Genomic DNA, 16,031 nt, shown 5'->3' on the forward strand with positions numbered 1-16,031 from the left:
ACCGCAACGGATGTGTCCGGGCCAGCCGTTATGTCCCGGAGATTCTCCCGGAGTTCACCCTGAGCCCGGCCGGGGCCGGCAGCAGCCCGCGGACGGCGTCGAGCACGTCCTCGACGCGCCCGGACGCGCTGAACCCGGCGGCGAAGCGGTGCCCGCCGCCGCCCAGGGCCACGGCCACGGCGCTCACGTCGACGGCACCCTTGCTGCGCAACGAGACCGACCACTCCCCCGCGCGCACCGGCTTGACCACGCACGCGACGTCGGCCTCGGCGACCGTGCGCACGGTGTCGATGAGCGCCTCGACGGCCGGTGGTGGCTGGTCGTGGGCGGCGAGGTCGTCGACAGTGAGGTACGTCCACGCGAGCCCCAGCCCGCCCGCCGCCTCGGGCTCGAGGACCGTGCGGGCGAGGGCGACGCCGAAGAGCCGCAGCGCCCCGATCGGCCGCGTGTCGAACAGGCGCCGCGAGATCTCCCCGACGTCGATGCCGGTCGCGATGAGCCGCGCCGCGAGCTCGTGCACGGCCGGGGTGGTGGAGGCGAACTTGAACGAGCCGGTGTCGGTGGCCAGGGCCACGTAGAGGCACTCGGCGATGGCGGGGTCCAGCGGTACGCCCAGGCGGGAGAGCAACCCGTCGGAGAGCACCGACGTGGCGGCCGCCGCGGGGTCCACGAGATTGATCCGCCCGAAGCCCGGGTTGGAGGCGTGGTGGTCGAGCACGATGCCGACGGGCGCGGCGCGCAGCCGGTCGGCCAGGCCGCCGAGCCGCTCGATGCTCGCCACGTCGAACACGAGCATCGCGTCCGGCGCCGGGTCGGCGTCCTCCTCGGCGACGAGCAGGTCGGTGCCGGGCAGCGTGTCGAACGGCGCGGGGAGGCGCATCGGCCCGGGGAACGTGGCCGCGAGGTGCCCGATGCCGAGCTCGCCCGCGACCGCGCGCAGCCCGAGCGCGACGCCGAGCATGCTGCCGAGCGCGTCGCCGTCGGGGTTCACGTGGCAGGCGAGCAGCACCCGCGCGCCGGGCGGCAGCCCGCGCAACGCCGCGACGGCCGCCGCCCACGCATCCTGCGACGGGTGCACGGCGGCCGTCGCGGCGTTCACCGCCGGTCCTGGCCCACGACGACCTCGTCCTCGGCGTCCACGTCGTCCGCCTCGGCCTCGTCGTCGACCTTGTAGGGCTGCGAGTCGCCCGCGTAGTGCGCGCCGGCCGCGAGGCGCTGGACCTCGGCGTCGGCGCTGCGCGCGCTGGCCAGCAGCTCGTCGATGTGCTTGACCTGGTCGGACACGTCGTCGTGCACGAACGCCAGGCTCGGTGAGTGCCGCAGCCCGAGCGCCTTGCCGACGGTCGAGCGCAGCAGACCCTTCGCGCTCTCCAGCGCGGCCGCGGTGCCCGCCTGGGCGGCCGCGTCGCCGAGCACGGTGTAGAACACGGTCGCCTCGCGCAGATCGGCCGTGATCCGCGCGTCGGTGATCGTGATCATGCCCAGCCGCGGGTCCTTGATCTGCGTCCGCACCACCGATGCGACCAGTTCTCGCACGCGCTCCGCGTGCCGCCGCACCTTCGCCGGATCCGTCATCTCGAACACCTCCGCAGCCAAACGGCCCGCCGGCCGGCCCCAAGGCCGGCCCGCCGGACCTGAAGATCTGACCAACGCCTTGACAGTACCCGCGCCTCGCCCGTGGAGCCGCGTCCGGAAGCCACGTTTACTCGTCGTCGTCACCGTGCAACCGACGGCGCACGGAGAGCAGTTCAAACTCGGGCCGCCCGGCGACGGCCCGCTCGCACGTGTCGAGCACTTCCCGCACGTGCCCCGCCTCGGCGGCCACGACGGCGATGCCGATCTCGGCCCGCCCGGTGAGATCGAGCGCGCCGACCTCGGCGACAGAGATCTCGAACTTGCGCAGGTGAGCGATCAGGGGCCGCACGTAGGAGCGCTTGGCCTTGAGCGAACGCGAGTCACCGGGCAGAAGGAGGTCGAAGACCGCGGTTCCCGTATACACGGCGCAAGATCCTAACTGCCGGAGCGGAATTTCGCGCCGGGTTAAAAGCTTCCCTGCTCGGGTCCGCGTCACCTGCGGACCGTCGCTCCCGCCAGGAATCCCGGCCTCCGTGGTGGCAAGGACTCAGCGAGCAGCGCTCTTCGCCACCTGCTCGGCCCGCTCTCTTCCGCCCCGTTCTCCCCTCGTTCTTGGTGGGCCGGACTCTCCGCGCCGCGACTCACTCCGGCGCCGTCTCACGCAACGCCAGCGGCTCACGTCGGCGCTCTCACACACCACGCCCGCGCTTCACCGCGGCGCCCACACACGCCGTGCCCACGGCTAACCGCGCCGCCCTCACACACCGTGCCCACGGCTAACCGCGCCGCCCTCACACACCGTGCCCACGGCTTACCCCGCCGCCTTCGCACACCACGCCTGCCACTCACCACGGCGCCCACACACGCCACGCCTACGACTCACCGCGGCGCCTTCACACACCGCGCCCGCAGCTCACTCCAGCGCCTCACACACCACCTCCGCGAGTCACCGCGGCACCCTCACACGCCCACCTCGGCGACTCACTCCAGCGCCCTCACACGCCGCGTCCGCGAGTCACCGCGGCGCCCTCAGGCGCCCCCGCAGAGCCACCTCAGCCCGCCTGCGCGCCTCCCGAACCGCCGCCGCCCCAAGCCGGACATTTCCGATATTTCGCCTAAGCGGCAATCACGCCACCAGCAGCGGGTCCTCGCCCGCAGGCGTCATCGGCGACTCGAACGGCGGCCGAGCCAAAATCGGCGGCTCCGGCTCGATCGGCAACGCGGCCGCCCCCGCCACCGGCACGGGCCCCGGCCGCCGCGGCTGCACGGCCCCGGCGCTGCCTCCCCGCCCGCGGTAGACGTAGAGCGAATCGGGCGCCACGGCATCCAGCGCCGCGACGACCGCCGGCAACTGCCGGAACCGCTGCCAGTCGGACGCGTCGGCGAAGCCGACCTCGAAGACGACCCCGAAGTCCTCGGATCGCCAGGCCCAGTCCTGGGCCCCGTGCGTCACCGCGGCCTCGATGAGGGCCGCGCTGTGGGCGTCACGCCACTGCCGCGCCGGGAACTCCCCGTCGCGGACCTCGATCGACCACCACGACAGATCCATAATGTGACCGAGATTACTCCCATGTCCGGAGATGCCAAAGGGGGCCGCGGCGAACCGCGGCCCCCTTCAGGTCATGCCGTCGATCAGGTGCGGGGCTTCTCGCGAAGCTCCCACGTCTCGATGACGTCGCCGACCTGGATGTCGTTGAACGTCCCGAGCGTGATACCGCACTCGAAGCCCTCGCGGACCTCGGTCGCGTCGTCCTTGAAGCGGCGCAGGCCGGCGATCGACAGGTTGTCGTTCACCACCGCACCGTCGCGGACCAGGCGCGCCTTGCTGTTGCGCCGGATCAGGCCGGTGCGGACGATGCAACCCGCGATGTTGCCGAAGCGCGACGAGCGGAAGACCTCGCGGATCTCCGCCGAGCCGAGCTCGACCTCCTCGTAGACCGGCTTGAGCAGGCCCTTGAGGGAGGACTCGATGTCCTCGATCGCCTGGTAGATGACGGTGTAGTACCGGATCTCCACGCCCTCGCGGTCGGCCAGGTCGCGCGTGCGGCCCTCGGCCCGCACGTTGAACCCGATGATGATCGCGTCCGAGGCGCTGGCCAGGTTGACGTCGTCCTGCGTGACCGCACCGACACCGCGGTGGATGATCCGCAGCTGGACCTCGTCCGAGACGACGATCTTGACCAGCGCGTCCTCGAGCGCCTCGACCGAGCCCGAGCCGTCACCCTTGAGGATGAGGTTGAGCGTGGTCTTCTCGCCCTGCTTGAGCTGGTCGAACAGCGTCTCGAGCGTGACCCGGCCGGTGCGTGCGGCCATCTCGGCCGCGCGGCGGCGAGCCTGCCGCTGCTCGGCGATCTGGCGCGCGGTGCGGTCGTCGTCGGCGGCGAGGAACGTGTCGCCGGCGCCGGGCACCGAGGTCAGGCCGAGCACGAGGACCGGACGGGCCGGACCCGCGTGCGGCACGGGCTTGCCGTTCTCGTCGAGCATCGCGCGGACGCGTCCGTAGGCGCGGCCGGCGACGATCGAGTCACCGACGTTGAGCGTGCCCTTCTCCACCAGGACGGTGGCGACCGGGCCACGGCCGCGGTCGAGGTGCGACTCGATCGCGATGCCCTGGGCCGGGCCGTCGATGGGCGCGCGCAGGTCGAGCGCGGCGTCGGCGGTCAGCAGGATCGCCTCGAGGAGCCCGTCGATGTTGATCCGGCTCTTCGCGGAGATGTCCACGAACATCGTCTCGCCGCCGTACTCCTCGGCGACGAGGCCGTACTGCGTGAGCTCCTGCCGCACCTTCGCCGGGTTGGCGTCGGGCTTGTCGATCTTGTTCACGGCCACCACGATCGGAACCTCGGCCGCCTGGGCGTGGTTGAGCGCCTCGATCGTCTGAGGCATCACGCCGTCGTCGGCCGCGACCACCAGGACCACGATGTCCGTGGCCTGAGCACCACGGGCACGCATGGCGGTGAACGCCTCGTGACCCGGGGTGTCGATGAAGGTGACCGCGCGGTCCTCCTCCTCGTGCTGGACGTGCACCTGGTAGGCACCGATGTGCTGGGTGATGCCGCCCGCCTCGCCCGCCGCGACGTTCGTCTGGCGGATCGCGTCGAGCAGCTTCGTCTTACCGTGGTCGACGTGACCCATGACGGTCACGACCGGCGGCCGGACGACCAGGCGCTCCTCGTCGACATCGGCGTCGAGGTCGATGTCGAAGCGGGCCAGCAGCTCGCGGTCCTCGTCCTCGGGGCTGACGATCTGCACGTCGAAGCCGAGGTGCTCGCCGAGCAGCTGCAGCGTCTCGTTGGTGCACGACTGGGTGGCCGTCACCATCTCGCCCAGGTTGAACATCTCCTGCACGAGCGAGCCCGGGTTCGCGTTGATCCGGTCGGCGAAGTCCGACAGCGACGCACCCTGCGGGAGACGGATCGCCTGACCCTGACCCCGCGGGGCACCCGAGCCCATGGTGGGCGCGGAGAGGTTGTCGAACTCCTGTCTGCGCTGCTTCTTCGACTTCCGGCCACGGGTCGGACGGCCGCCGGGACGCCCGAAGGCACCCGCCGCACCGCCGCCACGGCCACGACCGCCGGCGCCACCACCGGGGCGACCGGCACCGCCGGCACCCGCGGGCGCGCCGCCGCCACCGCCGGGACCGCCGCGGTAGCCACCGCCACCGCCGGCGCCACCGCCGGGACCGCCACGGTAGCCACCGCCACCGCCGGCGCCCCCACCGGGACCGCCACGGAAGCCGCCACCACCGCCGCCACCCGGACCACCGGGACGACCGGCACCGCCGCCGCCACCGGGGCCGCCGCGGAAGCCGCCGCCGCCACCGCCGCCGCCGGGGCGACCGGGACGGTCACCGCCGGGGCCGCTGGGGCGACCGGGCCGCTGGCTCGGCATCTGCGACGGGTTCGGCCGGGGGCCGCCCATCGAGGCCGGGTTGGGCCGCGGGGGCATGGACGAGGGGTTGGGCCGCGGGATGTTGCCGGGTGTCGGCGGGCGCGGCGAGGCGCCACCCGACACACCGAACGGGTTGTTGCCCGGGGACCGGGCCGGCGGGCGGTTGCCCTGACCGGGACGCGGACCCTGACCGGGACGCGGGCCGCCCGAGCTCGGGGCACCGCCGCCGGACGAGCCGGGGGCGGGACCGGGACGCGGGCCGGGCGTGGGCGCGCCGGAGCCACCGCTGGGCGGCGCCGGGGTGTCCCGCCGGGTGTTCTCCCGCTGACGGGCCTGCTGGGCGGCCTTCATGGTCGCTTCCTGCTCGGCCTTCAGCGCGGCCGCACGCTGCTCGGCGGCCTGAACCTCGATGTCGTGCGCGCTCGTCGGCTTGACGGCCGGCGGGGCGGGACGCGGCGGACCGGGCACGGGGCCACGGCCGCCCCCGCCTCCCGAACCGCTCGATCCGCCACCCGCGGGCGGCTGCGGCCGCTTCGGGGGCGCAAAGGGCTTTGCCGCCGGAGACGGCGTCGGACGGGGGGCCGTCGGAACTGGCGTCGACGACGGGGCCGACGCAGACGGCGCAGGAGACGCGGAGGGCGCCGGAGCGGACCCTCCACCATTCTCGAAGCTCGCTCGCAGCCGGCGCGCCACGGGCGCCTCGACCGTGCTGGATGCGGACTTCACGTACTCGCCAAGCTCCTGCAGCTTCGCAAGTACGGTCTTGCTTTCGACCCCGAGCTCTTTCGCCAGCTCGTGTACGCGGGCCTTGCCTGCCACTACACTCCTCACCTCGAGGCCGGGCGGCAAGTCCGCTCCGACCTCACTCGTGCACTTGAAGCCTGGTCATCTCAGGGACTTCATCGTGTGCTCATGTCCGTCGTCCTACCTTGCGTGTCCGGGTGGGGCGTCGCGCTCCCACCACCGGCGGTTCCGGTCACTGCGTATGCTCCGGCTCCGTCACCGCCGCCGAGGCGACGGCTTCGGCCAGCGGACCGGTGTCCAGGACACCGGCGATGCGCAGAGCCCGCCCGAAGGCGCGCCGACGCTCCGCTAGCGCGAGGCAAGCCGGATCGGGATGCAGGTGCGCGCCCCGGCCCGGCCGTCTGCGAGCCGGATCGGGGACAGCCCTGAACTGGTCAGGGCCGATCTCGATCGCGACAAATCGCAGCAACTCGGAGGATGACGCACGCTTCCGGCATCCGATACATGTGCGAACCGGCCGCCCAGTGAGCAGGGGGTTCGCGGGCATGCCAGCCGGGGGCGTGCGACGTACCGTCAAGAAGTCTACCCTGCACTTTCGGCGCGCGCCGCGCCCGGTCCGGTGACGTGATCGACGTTGCCGTCCGCAGCGTTGTCCGGTCTGATATCGATCCGCCATCCGGTGAGCCGTGCGGCGAGCCGTGCGTTCTGGCCCTCTCTGCCGATGGCCAGGGAAAGCTGGAAGTCGGGAACGGTCACCCGGGCGGCCCGGTTGGCCGCGTCGACGACCTCCACGTTGAGCGCTTTCGCGGGAGAAAGGGCATTTCCGACGAACTGCGCAGGGTCCTCGGACCAGTCGATAATGTCGATCTTCTCACCGTGCAGCTCGCTCATGACCGCGCGGACCCGCTGGCCCATCGGGCCGATGCAGGCCCCCTTCGCGTTCACCCCAGCGACCGTCGAGCGGACCGCGATCTTGGTGCGGTGACCCGCCTCCCGGGCGATGGCCGCGATCTCGACAGTACCGTCGGCGATCTCCGGCACCTCAAGCGCGAACAGGCGCTTCACGAGGTTCGGGTGAGATCGCGACAGGGTTACCTGGGGACCGCGGAAGCCCTTGGCCACGTGCACCACGATGGCCTTGATCCGCTGCCCGTGCTCGTAGCGCTCGCCCGGCACCTGCTCGGCGGCCGGCAGCATCCCCTCGATCTTGCCGAGGTCGATGGTGACGATGCCCTTCTCGGCCCGCGCCTCGTGCGCCTGGATCACGCCGGTGATCAGGTCGCCGTCGCGCCCGACGTACTCGCCGAAGTGCACCTCGTCCGTGGCCTCGCGCAGCCGCTGCAGGATCACCTGCTTGGCGGTCATCGCCGCGATGCGCCCGAAGTCGTGGGGGGTGTCGTCGTACTCGCGCACGATCGTCCCGTCCTCGTCGACGTCCTGCGCGAGCACGGAGGCCGCGCCGCTGCGCCGGTCGATCTCGACCCGGGCGTGCGGGTTGGCCCCGTCGGTGTGCCGGTAGGCGGTCAGCAACGCCGTCTCGATCGCCGCGAGGATGGTCTCGAACGGGATCTCGCGCTCGCGCTCCAGTGCGCGGAGGGCCGCAAGGTCGATGTTCACGCCCCGTCCTCCCCTTCCTCGTCGTCGTCTTCGTCTTCGTCGATCTCTTCGTCCTCGGGGTCCGGCAGCTCGGCGAGCCGCTTGAGCTCCACCTGGACGCGGCCGGGGCCGAGGTCCGAATACGGATGCGTGCTCTTTGCCCCGTCGACGTCGAGGGTCACCCCGTCGTCGTCGGCGGCCAAGACGCGGCCGGTCACCTCGCGCCCGGCGACCTTCACCTTCACCAGCCGGCTGCGGTTGCGTCGCCAGTGCCGGGGCAGGCTCAGCGGCCGCTCGACGCCGGGCGAGCCGACCTCCAGCTCGTACTCCCCCGCGATCAGCTCGTCGCCCTCGGCCTCGGCCTTGTCCAGCGCCGTGGAGATGCCCCGGGACAGCTCGGCGACCGCGTCGAGGTCGACGCCGTTGTCGCTGTCGACCGCGATGCGCACCAGGTGCCGTCGCCCGACCCGGGTGACGGTGAGGTCCTCGAGGTCGAAACCACCGGCCGTGACGACCGGTTCGACCACGTCCAGGAGACGCTGTCGATGCTGCTGCGCCATAGATCGACACCTCTCCTGTCGGCGCCCGCACGGGCGCACGGCTCATCGCCGCCTGCGCCGAAACGCGCGGGCGGCTCGTGCAGAGCGTAACGCGACGTGACTCGGGACGTCCCGGCGGCGCTCCGAACGCCACCCGCCAGCGGCACCCACCAGCACCTTCAGAGGGCGGGTACACGGCGAGGGGCGCCGATGGTGTTCACTAATGCGCGTGCATCTCCGCCGACGCGCCCTGCTCGCCGCCGCCGCGGCGGCCACGACCGCGTCGCTGACGGGCTGCGATCTCGGCGGCGATCCGAAGGACCCGCCGTTCGACCCGACGGGCGACGCGCTCATGCCGCTGCTGACGAGCACGGTCGCGCTCCGCGACCGCTACGGCGAGGCGCTGAGCGCCTTCCCGGCGCTGCAGGACCGGCTCGGCCCGCTCAAGGACGACCACGAGCAGCACATCGTCGCGCTCGCCCGGGAGATCGGCCTGCCGGAGCGGGGCCCGTTCCCGGCGGCGAGCGGCTCGGCGTCCGCGGCGCCCTCGGCCGGCCCGCTGCCGGGCGACCAGGCGGCGGTCCTGGCCGACCTCGCGAAGCTGGAGAAGGACGGCCGCCTGGACGCGGAGGCGGCGTGCCTGGCCGCGCCCTCGTACCGGGCGGCCCTGCTGGGCTCGATCGCCGCCTGCCGGGCGGGCCACGGGGAGGTGCTGGCATGACGGCGGCGGATGAGCGGCTCGTCGCCGTGCTGCAGGCCGAGCACGCGGCCATCTACGGGTACGGCGTGCTGGGCCCCAAGCTCGACGCGAACACGATCGCCCTCGCCCGCGCCGCCGACAACGCCCACCGCACGCGCCGCGACGCGCTGCTGGTGCGGCTCACCAGCGCCGGGGTGACCCCGCCGCCGACCGCACCCTCCTACCAGCTGCCGTTCGCGGTGACCGACCGCGCGACGGCGCTCAAGCTCGCCGTCCAACTGGAGGAGCGCACCGCGGCCCAGTGGCGCCTGGCCCTGCCGGCCACCGACGGCGACGTGCGCAAGATCGTCCTCGACGCGCTGATCGACTGCACGACGCGCACGGTCGGGTTCCGCAAGGCGGGCAGCCTGACCCCGCTGGTGGCCGCGTTCCCGGGCAAAACCGACTGAGTCGCCGATACTCCCGAACTTGTGCCACAGCAAGGCCGCGTCCCTCCACCGCGCTGTCCGCTCCGCGACGATTGATGCATCACGCCACGAGCGTCTAGACGAGAGGAGGGCCAGACATGCGCCGCACCGCGTGGGCCGGTCCGACGATGCAGCCGCGTCGTTAAACGAGTACGCCGTCTCGTGAGCCTGTCGTCTCGGGGCATCACCGGCCCCGAGACGGCTTAGGCCGCGTTACGGCAGCGTCAGAATTTCGTACCCGTCCTCGGTGACGACGATCGTGTGCTCGAACTGGGCCGTCCACTTACGGTCCTTCGTGACGACCGTCCAGCCGTCCTTCCAGATGTCGTACTCGTGGGTCCCCAGCGTGATCATGGGCTCGATGGTGAACGTCATGCCGGGCTCCATGACCGTGGTGAGCCGCGGGTTGTCGTAGTGGGGCACGTAGAGCCCGGTGTGGAACACCTCGTTGATGCCGTGCCCGGTGAAGTCGCGCACGACGCCGTAGTGGAAGCGCTTGGCGTACGCCTCGATCACCCGGCCGATCGCGTTGAGCGGGCGCCCGGGCGCCACGGCGCGGATGCCGCGCATCATCGCCTCGCGCGTGCGCTCGACCAGCAGCCGCGCCTCCTCGTCGACGTCGCCGACGCAGAAGGTCTGGTTGGTGTCGCCGTGCACGCCGCCGATGAACGCGGTCACGTCGACGTTGAGGATGTCGCCGTCCTCGATCACCGTCGAGTCGGGGATGCCGTGGCAGATGACCTCGTTCAGCGAGGTGCAGCACGACTTCGGAAAGCTCTTGTACCCCAGCGTCGAGGGGTAGGCGCCGTTGTCGCACAGGAACTCGTGCACGACCCGGTCGACCTCGTCCGTGGTGACGCCCGGCTGCGCGTGCTTCCCGGCGAGCTCGGTCGCCTGCGCCGCCAGCCTGGACGCGACCCGCATCCGCTCGATGATCTCGGGCGTCTGCACGTCGGAGCCGCGGTGCTTGGCGGGCGCCCGCTTGCCGACGTATTCGGGCCGCGCAATGCCGGCGGGGACCTGACGCCACGGAGTCTGCGTGCCGGGGGCGAGCGGAGCGCGAACCTTCATGGCCAGAAGCCTAACGCGCATCAACTCGGGCCTGTCCGGGTAACCACCCAGGCATGATCGATGACGAACGCATCCGCGAACGGGCCGATCTGCTGCCGGAGGAATTGGCGGCGGGCAGCGACGACCCGAAGGCCCAGGCCGAGGCCGTGCTCCAGGACTCCGACGACCGCGAGTCCTACCGCGAGACGGCTCCCGACCTGCACATCGAGCACCGCACCTCGGACGAGGCCGCCTCCCAGCCCTCCGCGAGCAGGTCCCGCACCGCGATCTGCCGGGTCTGCACGTACCCGCCATCCTGCAGCTCGTGCATGAGAACCGTATGGCCCTCACCCTGCGGTTCGACCCGCCAATACTCGGGAATGCCGGCTCGCGCGTAGACCTTCGGCTTCACCACCCGGTCCGTGTCGGCCGACGTCGGCGAGACGATCTCGACGACGATCTGCACGATGGCCGCCGCCTGCTCGTTGGCCGACTCGTCCACCTCGGCGCCCGGGCGCAGCACGGAGATGTCCGGGATCCGGTAGTTGGCATCGTCGATGACGATACCGATGCCCGGTATCGCCTCCATCTGCCCGTGACTCAGGTGCAGTAACAGGTCCCGCTCAACCCGTTGATGACCGACGGACGGCGGCGGAAACCCCAGAAGCACCCCGTCGTGCAGCTCGCGCCGCATGTCTTCGAGGTCGTCCCGAGCGAAGAGCCCTTCGGTTGTCCCCACCGCGGCAGGGTAGCCGGGATTAGGGCCGTGTGGCCACTTGGTCCCGGCGGGCCCCGGCGGCCGCGACGAAGGCCTCGAACAGGCGGAAGTCCGTGGTGTCCTCCGGGTGCCACTGCACCCCGACCGCGAACGTCTTCGACGGATCCTCGACCACCTCGATGAGGTCGTCCTCGGGGCACCAGCCGGTCGGCACGAGCCGCCCCGGGTCGGCGCAGCCCTGATGGTGGAACGAGTTGACGATCACCGCCTCGCCGAGGATCGCCGCCGCCTGCGAGCCGCTCGCCAGCCGGACCGGGTGCTCGCCGAACTTCGGGCCGCTCACGGGCCGGTGGTTGTGGTGGCCGAGCACGTCGGGCAGGTGCTGGTGGAGCCGCCCGCCGTAGGCGACGCACATGAGCTGCATGCCGCGGCAGATGCCGAACAGCGGCAGGTCGGCCTCGAGCGCGGCCCGCATCAGCAGCAGCTCGGCGGCGTCCCGCTCGGGCTTGACCTTGGTGGTGGCGTGCGGGGCCTCGCCGTAGAGGTCCGGGTTCACGTCCGAGCCGCCGGTGAACATGATGCCGTGCAGCCCGTCGAGCACGTCGGCGTCCGGGTCGTCGGGGGTGACCAGGACCGCCCGGCCGCCCGAGGCGTGCACCGCGTGCACGTACGAGAGCGGCAGGACCGCGGAGAAGGTGTCGTTGAGGCCGAAGCGGGTTTCCTCGGCGTACGTGGTCAGGCCGATGACCGGTCGCGACATGCCCTCAACTTAGCCCCCGCGGGTTGAGGTTGTGCAGGATGTCCAGGGCCCGCTCCTCGGCCGCGTCCGGGTCGACGTCCGGCCCCGCGATCGCGGGGTCGAAGTTGAGGTCGTAGAAGACCTCGGTGACCCCCTGCGTGCCCAGCCAGGCGACGTCCTCGCGGATCTTCTCCCACGAGCCGTTGAGCAGCTCGCGCCCGGGCCGGAACAGCACGCCGCGGCACACGATGCGCAGCAGGTCCGGATCGCGCCCGGCCGCCTCCGCGCCCGCGCGCACCAGCTCGACGTCCCGGCCGATCCGCGTGAGGTCGTGCGCGGAGCGCGACACCCACCCGTCGGCGATCTCCCCGGCCCGGCGCAGCGCCGCCGGCACGGACCCGCCGAGCAGGATCGGCACCCCGCCCTCCTGCGCCGGCTTCGGCGCCATGCGCCCGGCCGGGAGCGTGTACAGCTCCCCGTCGAACGCGCTGACCTCGTCGCGCCACAGCGTGCGCAGGACCGCCACGAACTCCCGCGTCCGCGCGGCCCGCCGCTGCCCGCTGGCCCCGGTGGCGACGAACTCGGCCTCCGACCACCCGGTCCCGAGCCCCAGGTCGACCCGCCCGCCGCTGAGCACGTCGAGGGAGCCGACCTGCTTGGCGAGGTGGGCCGGGCTGACGAACGGCAGATTGACGACCGCCACCCCGAGCCTGATCCGCTCGGTGCGCGCCGCGGCGAACGCGAGCGCCACCAGCGGGTCCAGCACGCTTTGATAGACGGGGTCGACGTCCTGCTCGACGCCGACGAAGAGCCGCTGGAAGGACCAGAGGGAGTCGTACTCCCGCCGTTCCGCCGCCTCCGCGACGCGCGCCAACCGCTCCGGCGTGGCCCACGTGCCCGACACCGGCAGCCCGAACCCGATTCGCATGCCCCTCCCCTACCCAGAACGCGCGGCCCTGACCCGCCCGGGAGCGGGTCAGGGCCGCGTCCAACGCGGGTCAGACCGCGGCGACCAATGCGGCGAAGGGCCGCACGTCGCCGGCCTCCTCCGGATGCCACTGCACCCCGAGCACGAAGCGCCGGGCCGGGTCCTCGATCGCCTCGATCACGCCGTCGTCGGCCCACCCGGTCACCGTGAGCGCGCCCGGGGAGTCGACGGCCTGGTGGTGGTACGAGTTGACCTCACCGGCGTCCCCGAACACCCGCGCCGCGCACGAGCCCGGCGCGAAGCGGGCCGGATGCGCGCCGTAGACCCCGGGAGCGGGCTGATGCCGCGAGTTGCCGAGCAGGTCGGGCAGGTGCTGGTGCAGCGACCCGCCGTAGGCGACGGCCAGCAGCTCCATCCCCCGGCAGACGCCCAGCACGGGCCGGTCGGCCTCGAGCGCCGCCGTCAGCACGGCCAGCTCGCCCGCGTCGCGGTCCGGGCGCGTGCGCGTCGTGGGGTGCGGCGAGGCGCCGTAGTGCGCGGGCTCGATGTCCGCGCCGCCGGCCAGCACCAGGGCGTCGAGGCGGCCGATGAGCTCCTTGGCGTCGTCGGCGTCGTCCGGCGGGAGCACGACCGCGCGCGCCCCCGCCTGCCGCACCATCCGCACGTACGCCTCGGGCACCAGCACGGCCCGGGTGTCCCAGACACCCCACCGCGCGACCTCGGCGTACGCGGTGATGCCGATGAGCGGTCGTGACATCGCTACAGCGGCGTGACGTAGGCGCCGGTGATGCCGCCGTCGACCAGGAACGTCGACGCGGTGATGAACGAGGCGTCGTCGCTGGCCAGGAAGGCCACGGCGCCCGCGATCTCCTCGGGCGTGCCGAACCGGCCCATCGGCACGTGCACGAGGCGCCGCTGCGCGCGCTCCGGGTCTTTCGCGAAAAGCTCCATGAGCAGCGGCGTCGCGATCGGGCCGGGGCAGAGCGCGTTGACGCGGACCCCCTGGCGGGCGAACTGCACGCCGAGCTCGCGGGTCATCGACAGCACGGCGCCCTTCGAGGCGGTGTAGGCGATCTGCGACGTCGCCGCGCCGAGCAGGGCCACGAAGCTGGCCGTGTTGATGATCGAGCCCTTGCCCTGGGCCAGCATGTGCGGGATCGCGTACTTGCAGCAGAAGTACACGCTGGTGGTGTTCACCTTCAGCACGCGCTCCCACGCCTCGATGCCGGTGTCGAGGATGGAGTCGTCGTCGGGCGGCGAGATGCCGGCGTTGTTGAAGGCGATGTCCAGGCGCCCGTGGCGCTCGACGACACCGTCGAAGAGGGCCTTGACCGCGGCCTCGTCGGCGACGTCGACGGCCACGAACTCGCCGCCGACCTCCTCCGCGGCCGCCCGGCCGGCGTCGGCGTTCAGGTCGACCGCGATCACCTTCGCGCCCTCGGACGCGAACCGGCGCGCGGTCGCCAGGCCGATGCCGCTGCCGGCACCGGTGATGACCGCGACGCGGTCCTGCAGACGTGGCTGCACCTATACCTCCGTGCTGAAGAAGACGTTCTTGACTTCACAGAACGCGGCGACCGCGTCCGGGCCGAGCTCGCGGCCGAGGCCGCTCTGCTTGACCCCGCCGAACGGGGTCCAGTAGCGCACCGACGAGTGCGAGTTGACGCTGAGGGCGCCGGTCTCCACGCCGCGGGCGACGCGGATGCCGCGGCCGAGGTCGCGGGTCCAGATCGAGCCGGACAGGCCGTACTCGGTGTCGTTGGCCAGCCGGACCGCCTCGTCCTCGTCCTCGAAGCGCAGCACGGACAGCACGGGGCCGAAGATCTCCTCGCGCCAGTGCCGGTCCTGGCTGGACTCGGCGGTGAGGACGGTCGGCGCCATCCAGTAGCCGGGGCCGTCCGGGGCGCTGCCGCGGAAGGCGACGGCGGCGTCGTCCACATAGGAGCGCACGCTCGCCAGCTGCCCGGCGGAGATGAGCGGGCCCATCTGCGCCGACTCCAGGGCCGGGTCCTCGCAGCGGAAGGCCCGCACGGACTCCTCGAGCCGGGCCATGAACTCGTCGTACACGCTCGCCTGCACCAGCAGCCGCGACCGCGCACAGCAGTCCTGGCCGGCGTTGTCGAACACGGAGCCGGGCGCGGACGCGGCGGCCTTGTCCAGGTCGGCGTCGGCGAACACGATGTTGGCGCTCTTGCCGCCCAGCTCCAGCGTCACCCGCTTCACCTGCTCGGCGCAGCCGGCCATGATGCGCTTGCCGACCTCCGTGGACCCGGTGAAGCACACCTTGCGCACGAGCGGATGGGTGACGAAGCGCTGGCCGACGATGGAGCCCTTGCCCGGCAGTACCGTGAACACTCCCTCGGGCAGGCCCGCCTCCAGGGCCAGCTCGCCCAGGCGGATCGCGGTGAGCGGGGTGAGCTCGGCGGGCTTGAGCACCACGGTGTTCCCGGCGGCCAGCGCGGGCGCGAAGCCCCAGCCGGCGATCGGCATCGGGAAGTTCCAGGGCACGATGACGCCGACGACGCCCAGCGGCTCGTAGAAGGTGACGTCCAGCCCGCCCGCGACCGGGATCTGGCGGCCGCTGAGCCGCTCGGGCGCGCCCGCGTAGTAGTCGAGGACGTCGCGGACGTTGCCGGCCTCCCAGCGGGCGTTGCCGATGGTGTGCCCGGCGTTGCGGACCTCGAGCTGCGCGAGTTCCTCGTTGTGCGCGTCGACCACGGCGGCGAAGCGGCGCAGCAGCCGCGCCCGGTCGCCCGGCGAGACCGCGCGCCAGCCGGCGAAGGCCGCGTGGGCGCGCTCGATCGCGGCGTCGGTCTCCGCCTCGTTCAGCGACGGGACCGTCGCCACGACCTGCTCGTCGACCGGCGAGATGACGTCGTGCATGCCAACCTCTCAGAAAAAGCAAAATTCCGCAGTTGTACCCCATGTGCCCCGACCGGCCGCGAAAGCACCCGCGACCGGAGGTCGTCCGCACGGCCCCGCGGAGGCCCTCCGCACCCCCGCGCCCCCTCAGAGGCCTTCCGCACGGGCCCCGCGCCCCCTCAGAGGCCTTCCGCACGGCCCCGCGCCCCCGCGGAGGCCTCC

Annotated in this window: 17 protein-coding genes; 2 read left to right on the forward strand and 15 right to left on the reverse strand. The window is 72.5% G+C overall.

What is annotated here, in order from left to right; translation table 11 throughout:
- Positions 1-28: 28 nt before the first annotated feature.
- The 8 genes from ABT369_RS41180 to rimP form a co-directional block, all read right to left on the reverse strand.
- The gene (locus ABT369_RS41180) at positions 29-1,099 is read right to left on the reverse strand and encodes a DHH family phosphoesterase (RefSeq protein ID WP_350620950.1); all 1,071 of its coding nucleotides are present in this window, start codon (positions 1,097-1,099) and stop codon (positions 29-31) included.
- The gene (rbfA, locus tag ABT369_RS41185) at positions 1,096-1,575 is read right to left on the reverse strand and encodes a 30S ribosome-binding factor RbfA (protein ID WP_350620952.1); all 480 of its coding nucleotides are present in this window, start codon (positions 1,573-1,575) and stop codon (positions 1,096-1,098) included. Before rbfA ends, ABT369_RS41180 begins: the two co-directional genes overlap by 4 nt.
- A 127-nt stretch (positions 1,576-1,702) precedes the next feature.
- On the reverse strand, positions 1,703-1,999 hold the full coding sequence (locus ABT369_RS41190) for a DUF503 domain-containing protein (protein ID WP_350620954.1): 297 nt from the start codon (positions 1,997-1,999) through the stop codon (positions 1,703-1,705).
- Between the two features lie 702 nt (positions 2,000-2,701).
- Positions 2,702-3,124 (reverse strand): hypothetical protein, encoded by a 423-nt coding sequence (locus tag ABT369_RS41195; RefSeq protein WP_350620956.1) that lies wholly within the window; start codon positions 3,122-3,124, stop codon positions 2,702-2,704.
- 83 nt (positions 3,125-3,207) lie between these two features.
- On the reverse strand, positions 3,208-6,285 hold the full coding sequence (gene infB / locus ABT369_RS41200; RefSeq protein WP_350621148.1) for a translation initiation factor IF-2: 3,078 nt from the start codon (positions 6,283-6,285) through the stop codon (positions 3,208-3,210).
- 157 nt (positions 6,286-6,442) lie between these two features.
- Entirely contained in the window at positions 6,443-6,886 is a 444-nt protein-coding gene (locus tag ABT369_RS41205; protein WP_350620958.1) for a YlxR family protein, read from the reverse strand.
- Complete coding sequence (gene nusA / locus ABT369_RS41210) at positions 6,793-7,827, reverse strand: transcription termination factor NusA (protein WP_350620960.1); 1,035 nt, start codon at positions 7,825-7,827, stop codon at positions 6,793-6,795. Before nusA ends, ABT369_RS41205 begins: the two co-directional genes overlap by 94 nt.
- Positions 7,824-8,366 carry a ribosome maturation factor RimP gene (gene rimP, locus ABT369_RS41215; RefSeq protein WP_350620962.1) on the reverse strand — a complete coding sequence of 181 codons (543 nt, stop codon included), beginning with the start codon at positions 8,364-8,366 and terminating at the stop codon, positions 7,824-7,826. Before rimP ends, nusA begins: the two co-directional genes overlap by 4 nt.
- Positions 8,367-8,574: 208 nt before the next feature.
- On the opposite strand from rimP, the gene ABT369_RS41220 reads away from it, so the two are divergent.
- Entirely contained in the window at positions 8,575-9,066 is a 492-nt protein-coding gene (locus tag ABT369_RS41220) for a hypothetical protein (protein WP_350620964.1), read from the forward strand.
- Positions 9,063-9,494, forward strand: coding sequence for a ferritin-like domain-containing protein (locus tag ABT369_RS41225; protein ID WP_350620966.1), 432 nt, complete (start codon positions 9,063-9,065; stop codon positions 9,492-9,494). Before ABT369_RS41220 ends, ABT369_RS41225 begins: the two co-directional genes overlap by 4 nt.
- A 231-nt stretch (positions 9,495-9,725) precedes the next feature.
- Here ABT369_RS41225 and map read toward each other — a convergent pair whose 3' ends face one another.
- The 7 genes from map to ABT369_RS41260 form a co-directional block, all read right to left on the reverse strand.
- Positions 9,726-10,583, reverse strand: a complete 858-nt coding sequence (gene map, locus ABT369_RS41230; RefSeq protein WP_350620968.1) for a type I methionyl aminopeptidase — start codon at positions 10,581-10,583, stop codon at positions 9,726-9,728.
- Positions 10,584-10,758: 175 nt separating this feature from the next.
- Positions 10,759-11,301: a Uma2 family endonuclease gene (locus ABT369_RS41235; RefSeq protein WP_350620970.1), complete on the reverse strand. Its 543-nt coding sequence runs from the start codon at positions 11,299-11,301 to the stop codon at positions 10,759-10,761.
- A 19-nt stretch (positions 11,302-11,320) separates the two neighbouring features.
- A complete protein-coding gene (locus ABT369_RS41240) occupies positions 11,321-12,040 on the reverse strand; it encodes a gamma-glutamyl-gamma-aminobutyrate hydrolase family protein (RefSeq protein WP_350620972.1) in 720 nt (239 codons plus the stop codon).
- 4 nt (positions 12,041-12,044) lie between these two features.
- Positions 12,045-12,947, reverse strand: a complete 903-nt coding sequence (locus ABT369_RS41245; RefSeq protein WP_350620974.1) for an LLM class flavin-dependent oxidoreductase — start codon at positions 12,945-12,947, stop codon at positions 12,045-12,047.
- A 70-nt stretch (positions 12,948-13,017) separates the two neighbouring features.
- Positions 13,018-13,704, reverse strand: coding sequence for a gamma-glutamyl-gamma-aminobutyrate hydrolase family protein (locus ABT369_RS41250; RefSeq protein ID WP_350620976.1), 687 nt, complete (start codon positions 13,702-13,704; stop codon positions 13,018-13,020).
- 2 nt (positions 13,705-13,706) lie between these two features.
- Positions 13,707-14,474 (reverse strand): 3-oxoacyl-ACP reductase, encoded by a 768-nt coding sequence (locus tag ABT369_RS41255; RefSeq protein ID WP_350620978.1) that lies wholly within the window; start codon positions 14,472-14,474, stop codon positions 13,707-13,709.
- Positions 14,475-15,830, reverse strand: a complete 1,356-nt coding sequence (locus ABT369_RS41260; RefSeq protein ID WP_350620980.1) for an aldehyde dehydrogenase family protein — start codon at positions 15,828-15,830, stop codon at positions 14,475-14,477.
- Between the last annotated feature and the right edge of the window lie 201 nt (positions 15,831-16,031).

The sequence above is a fragment of the Dactylosporangium sp. NPDC000244 genome, assembly GCF_040300725.1.
Taxonomy (GTDB): domain Bacteria; phylum Actinomycetota; class Actinomycetes; order Mycobacteriales; family Micromonosporaceae; genus Dactylosporangium.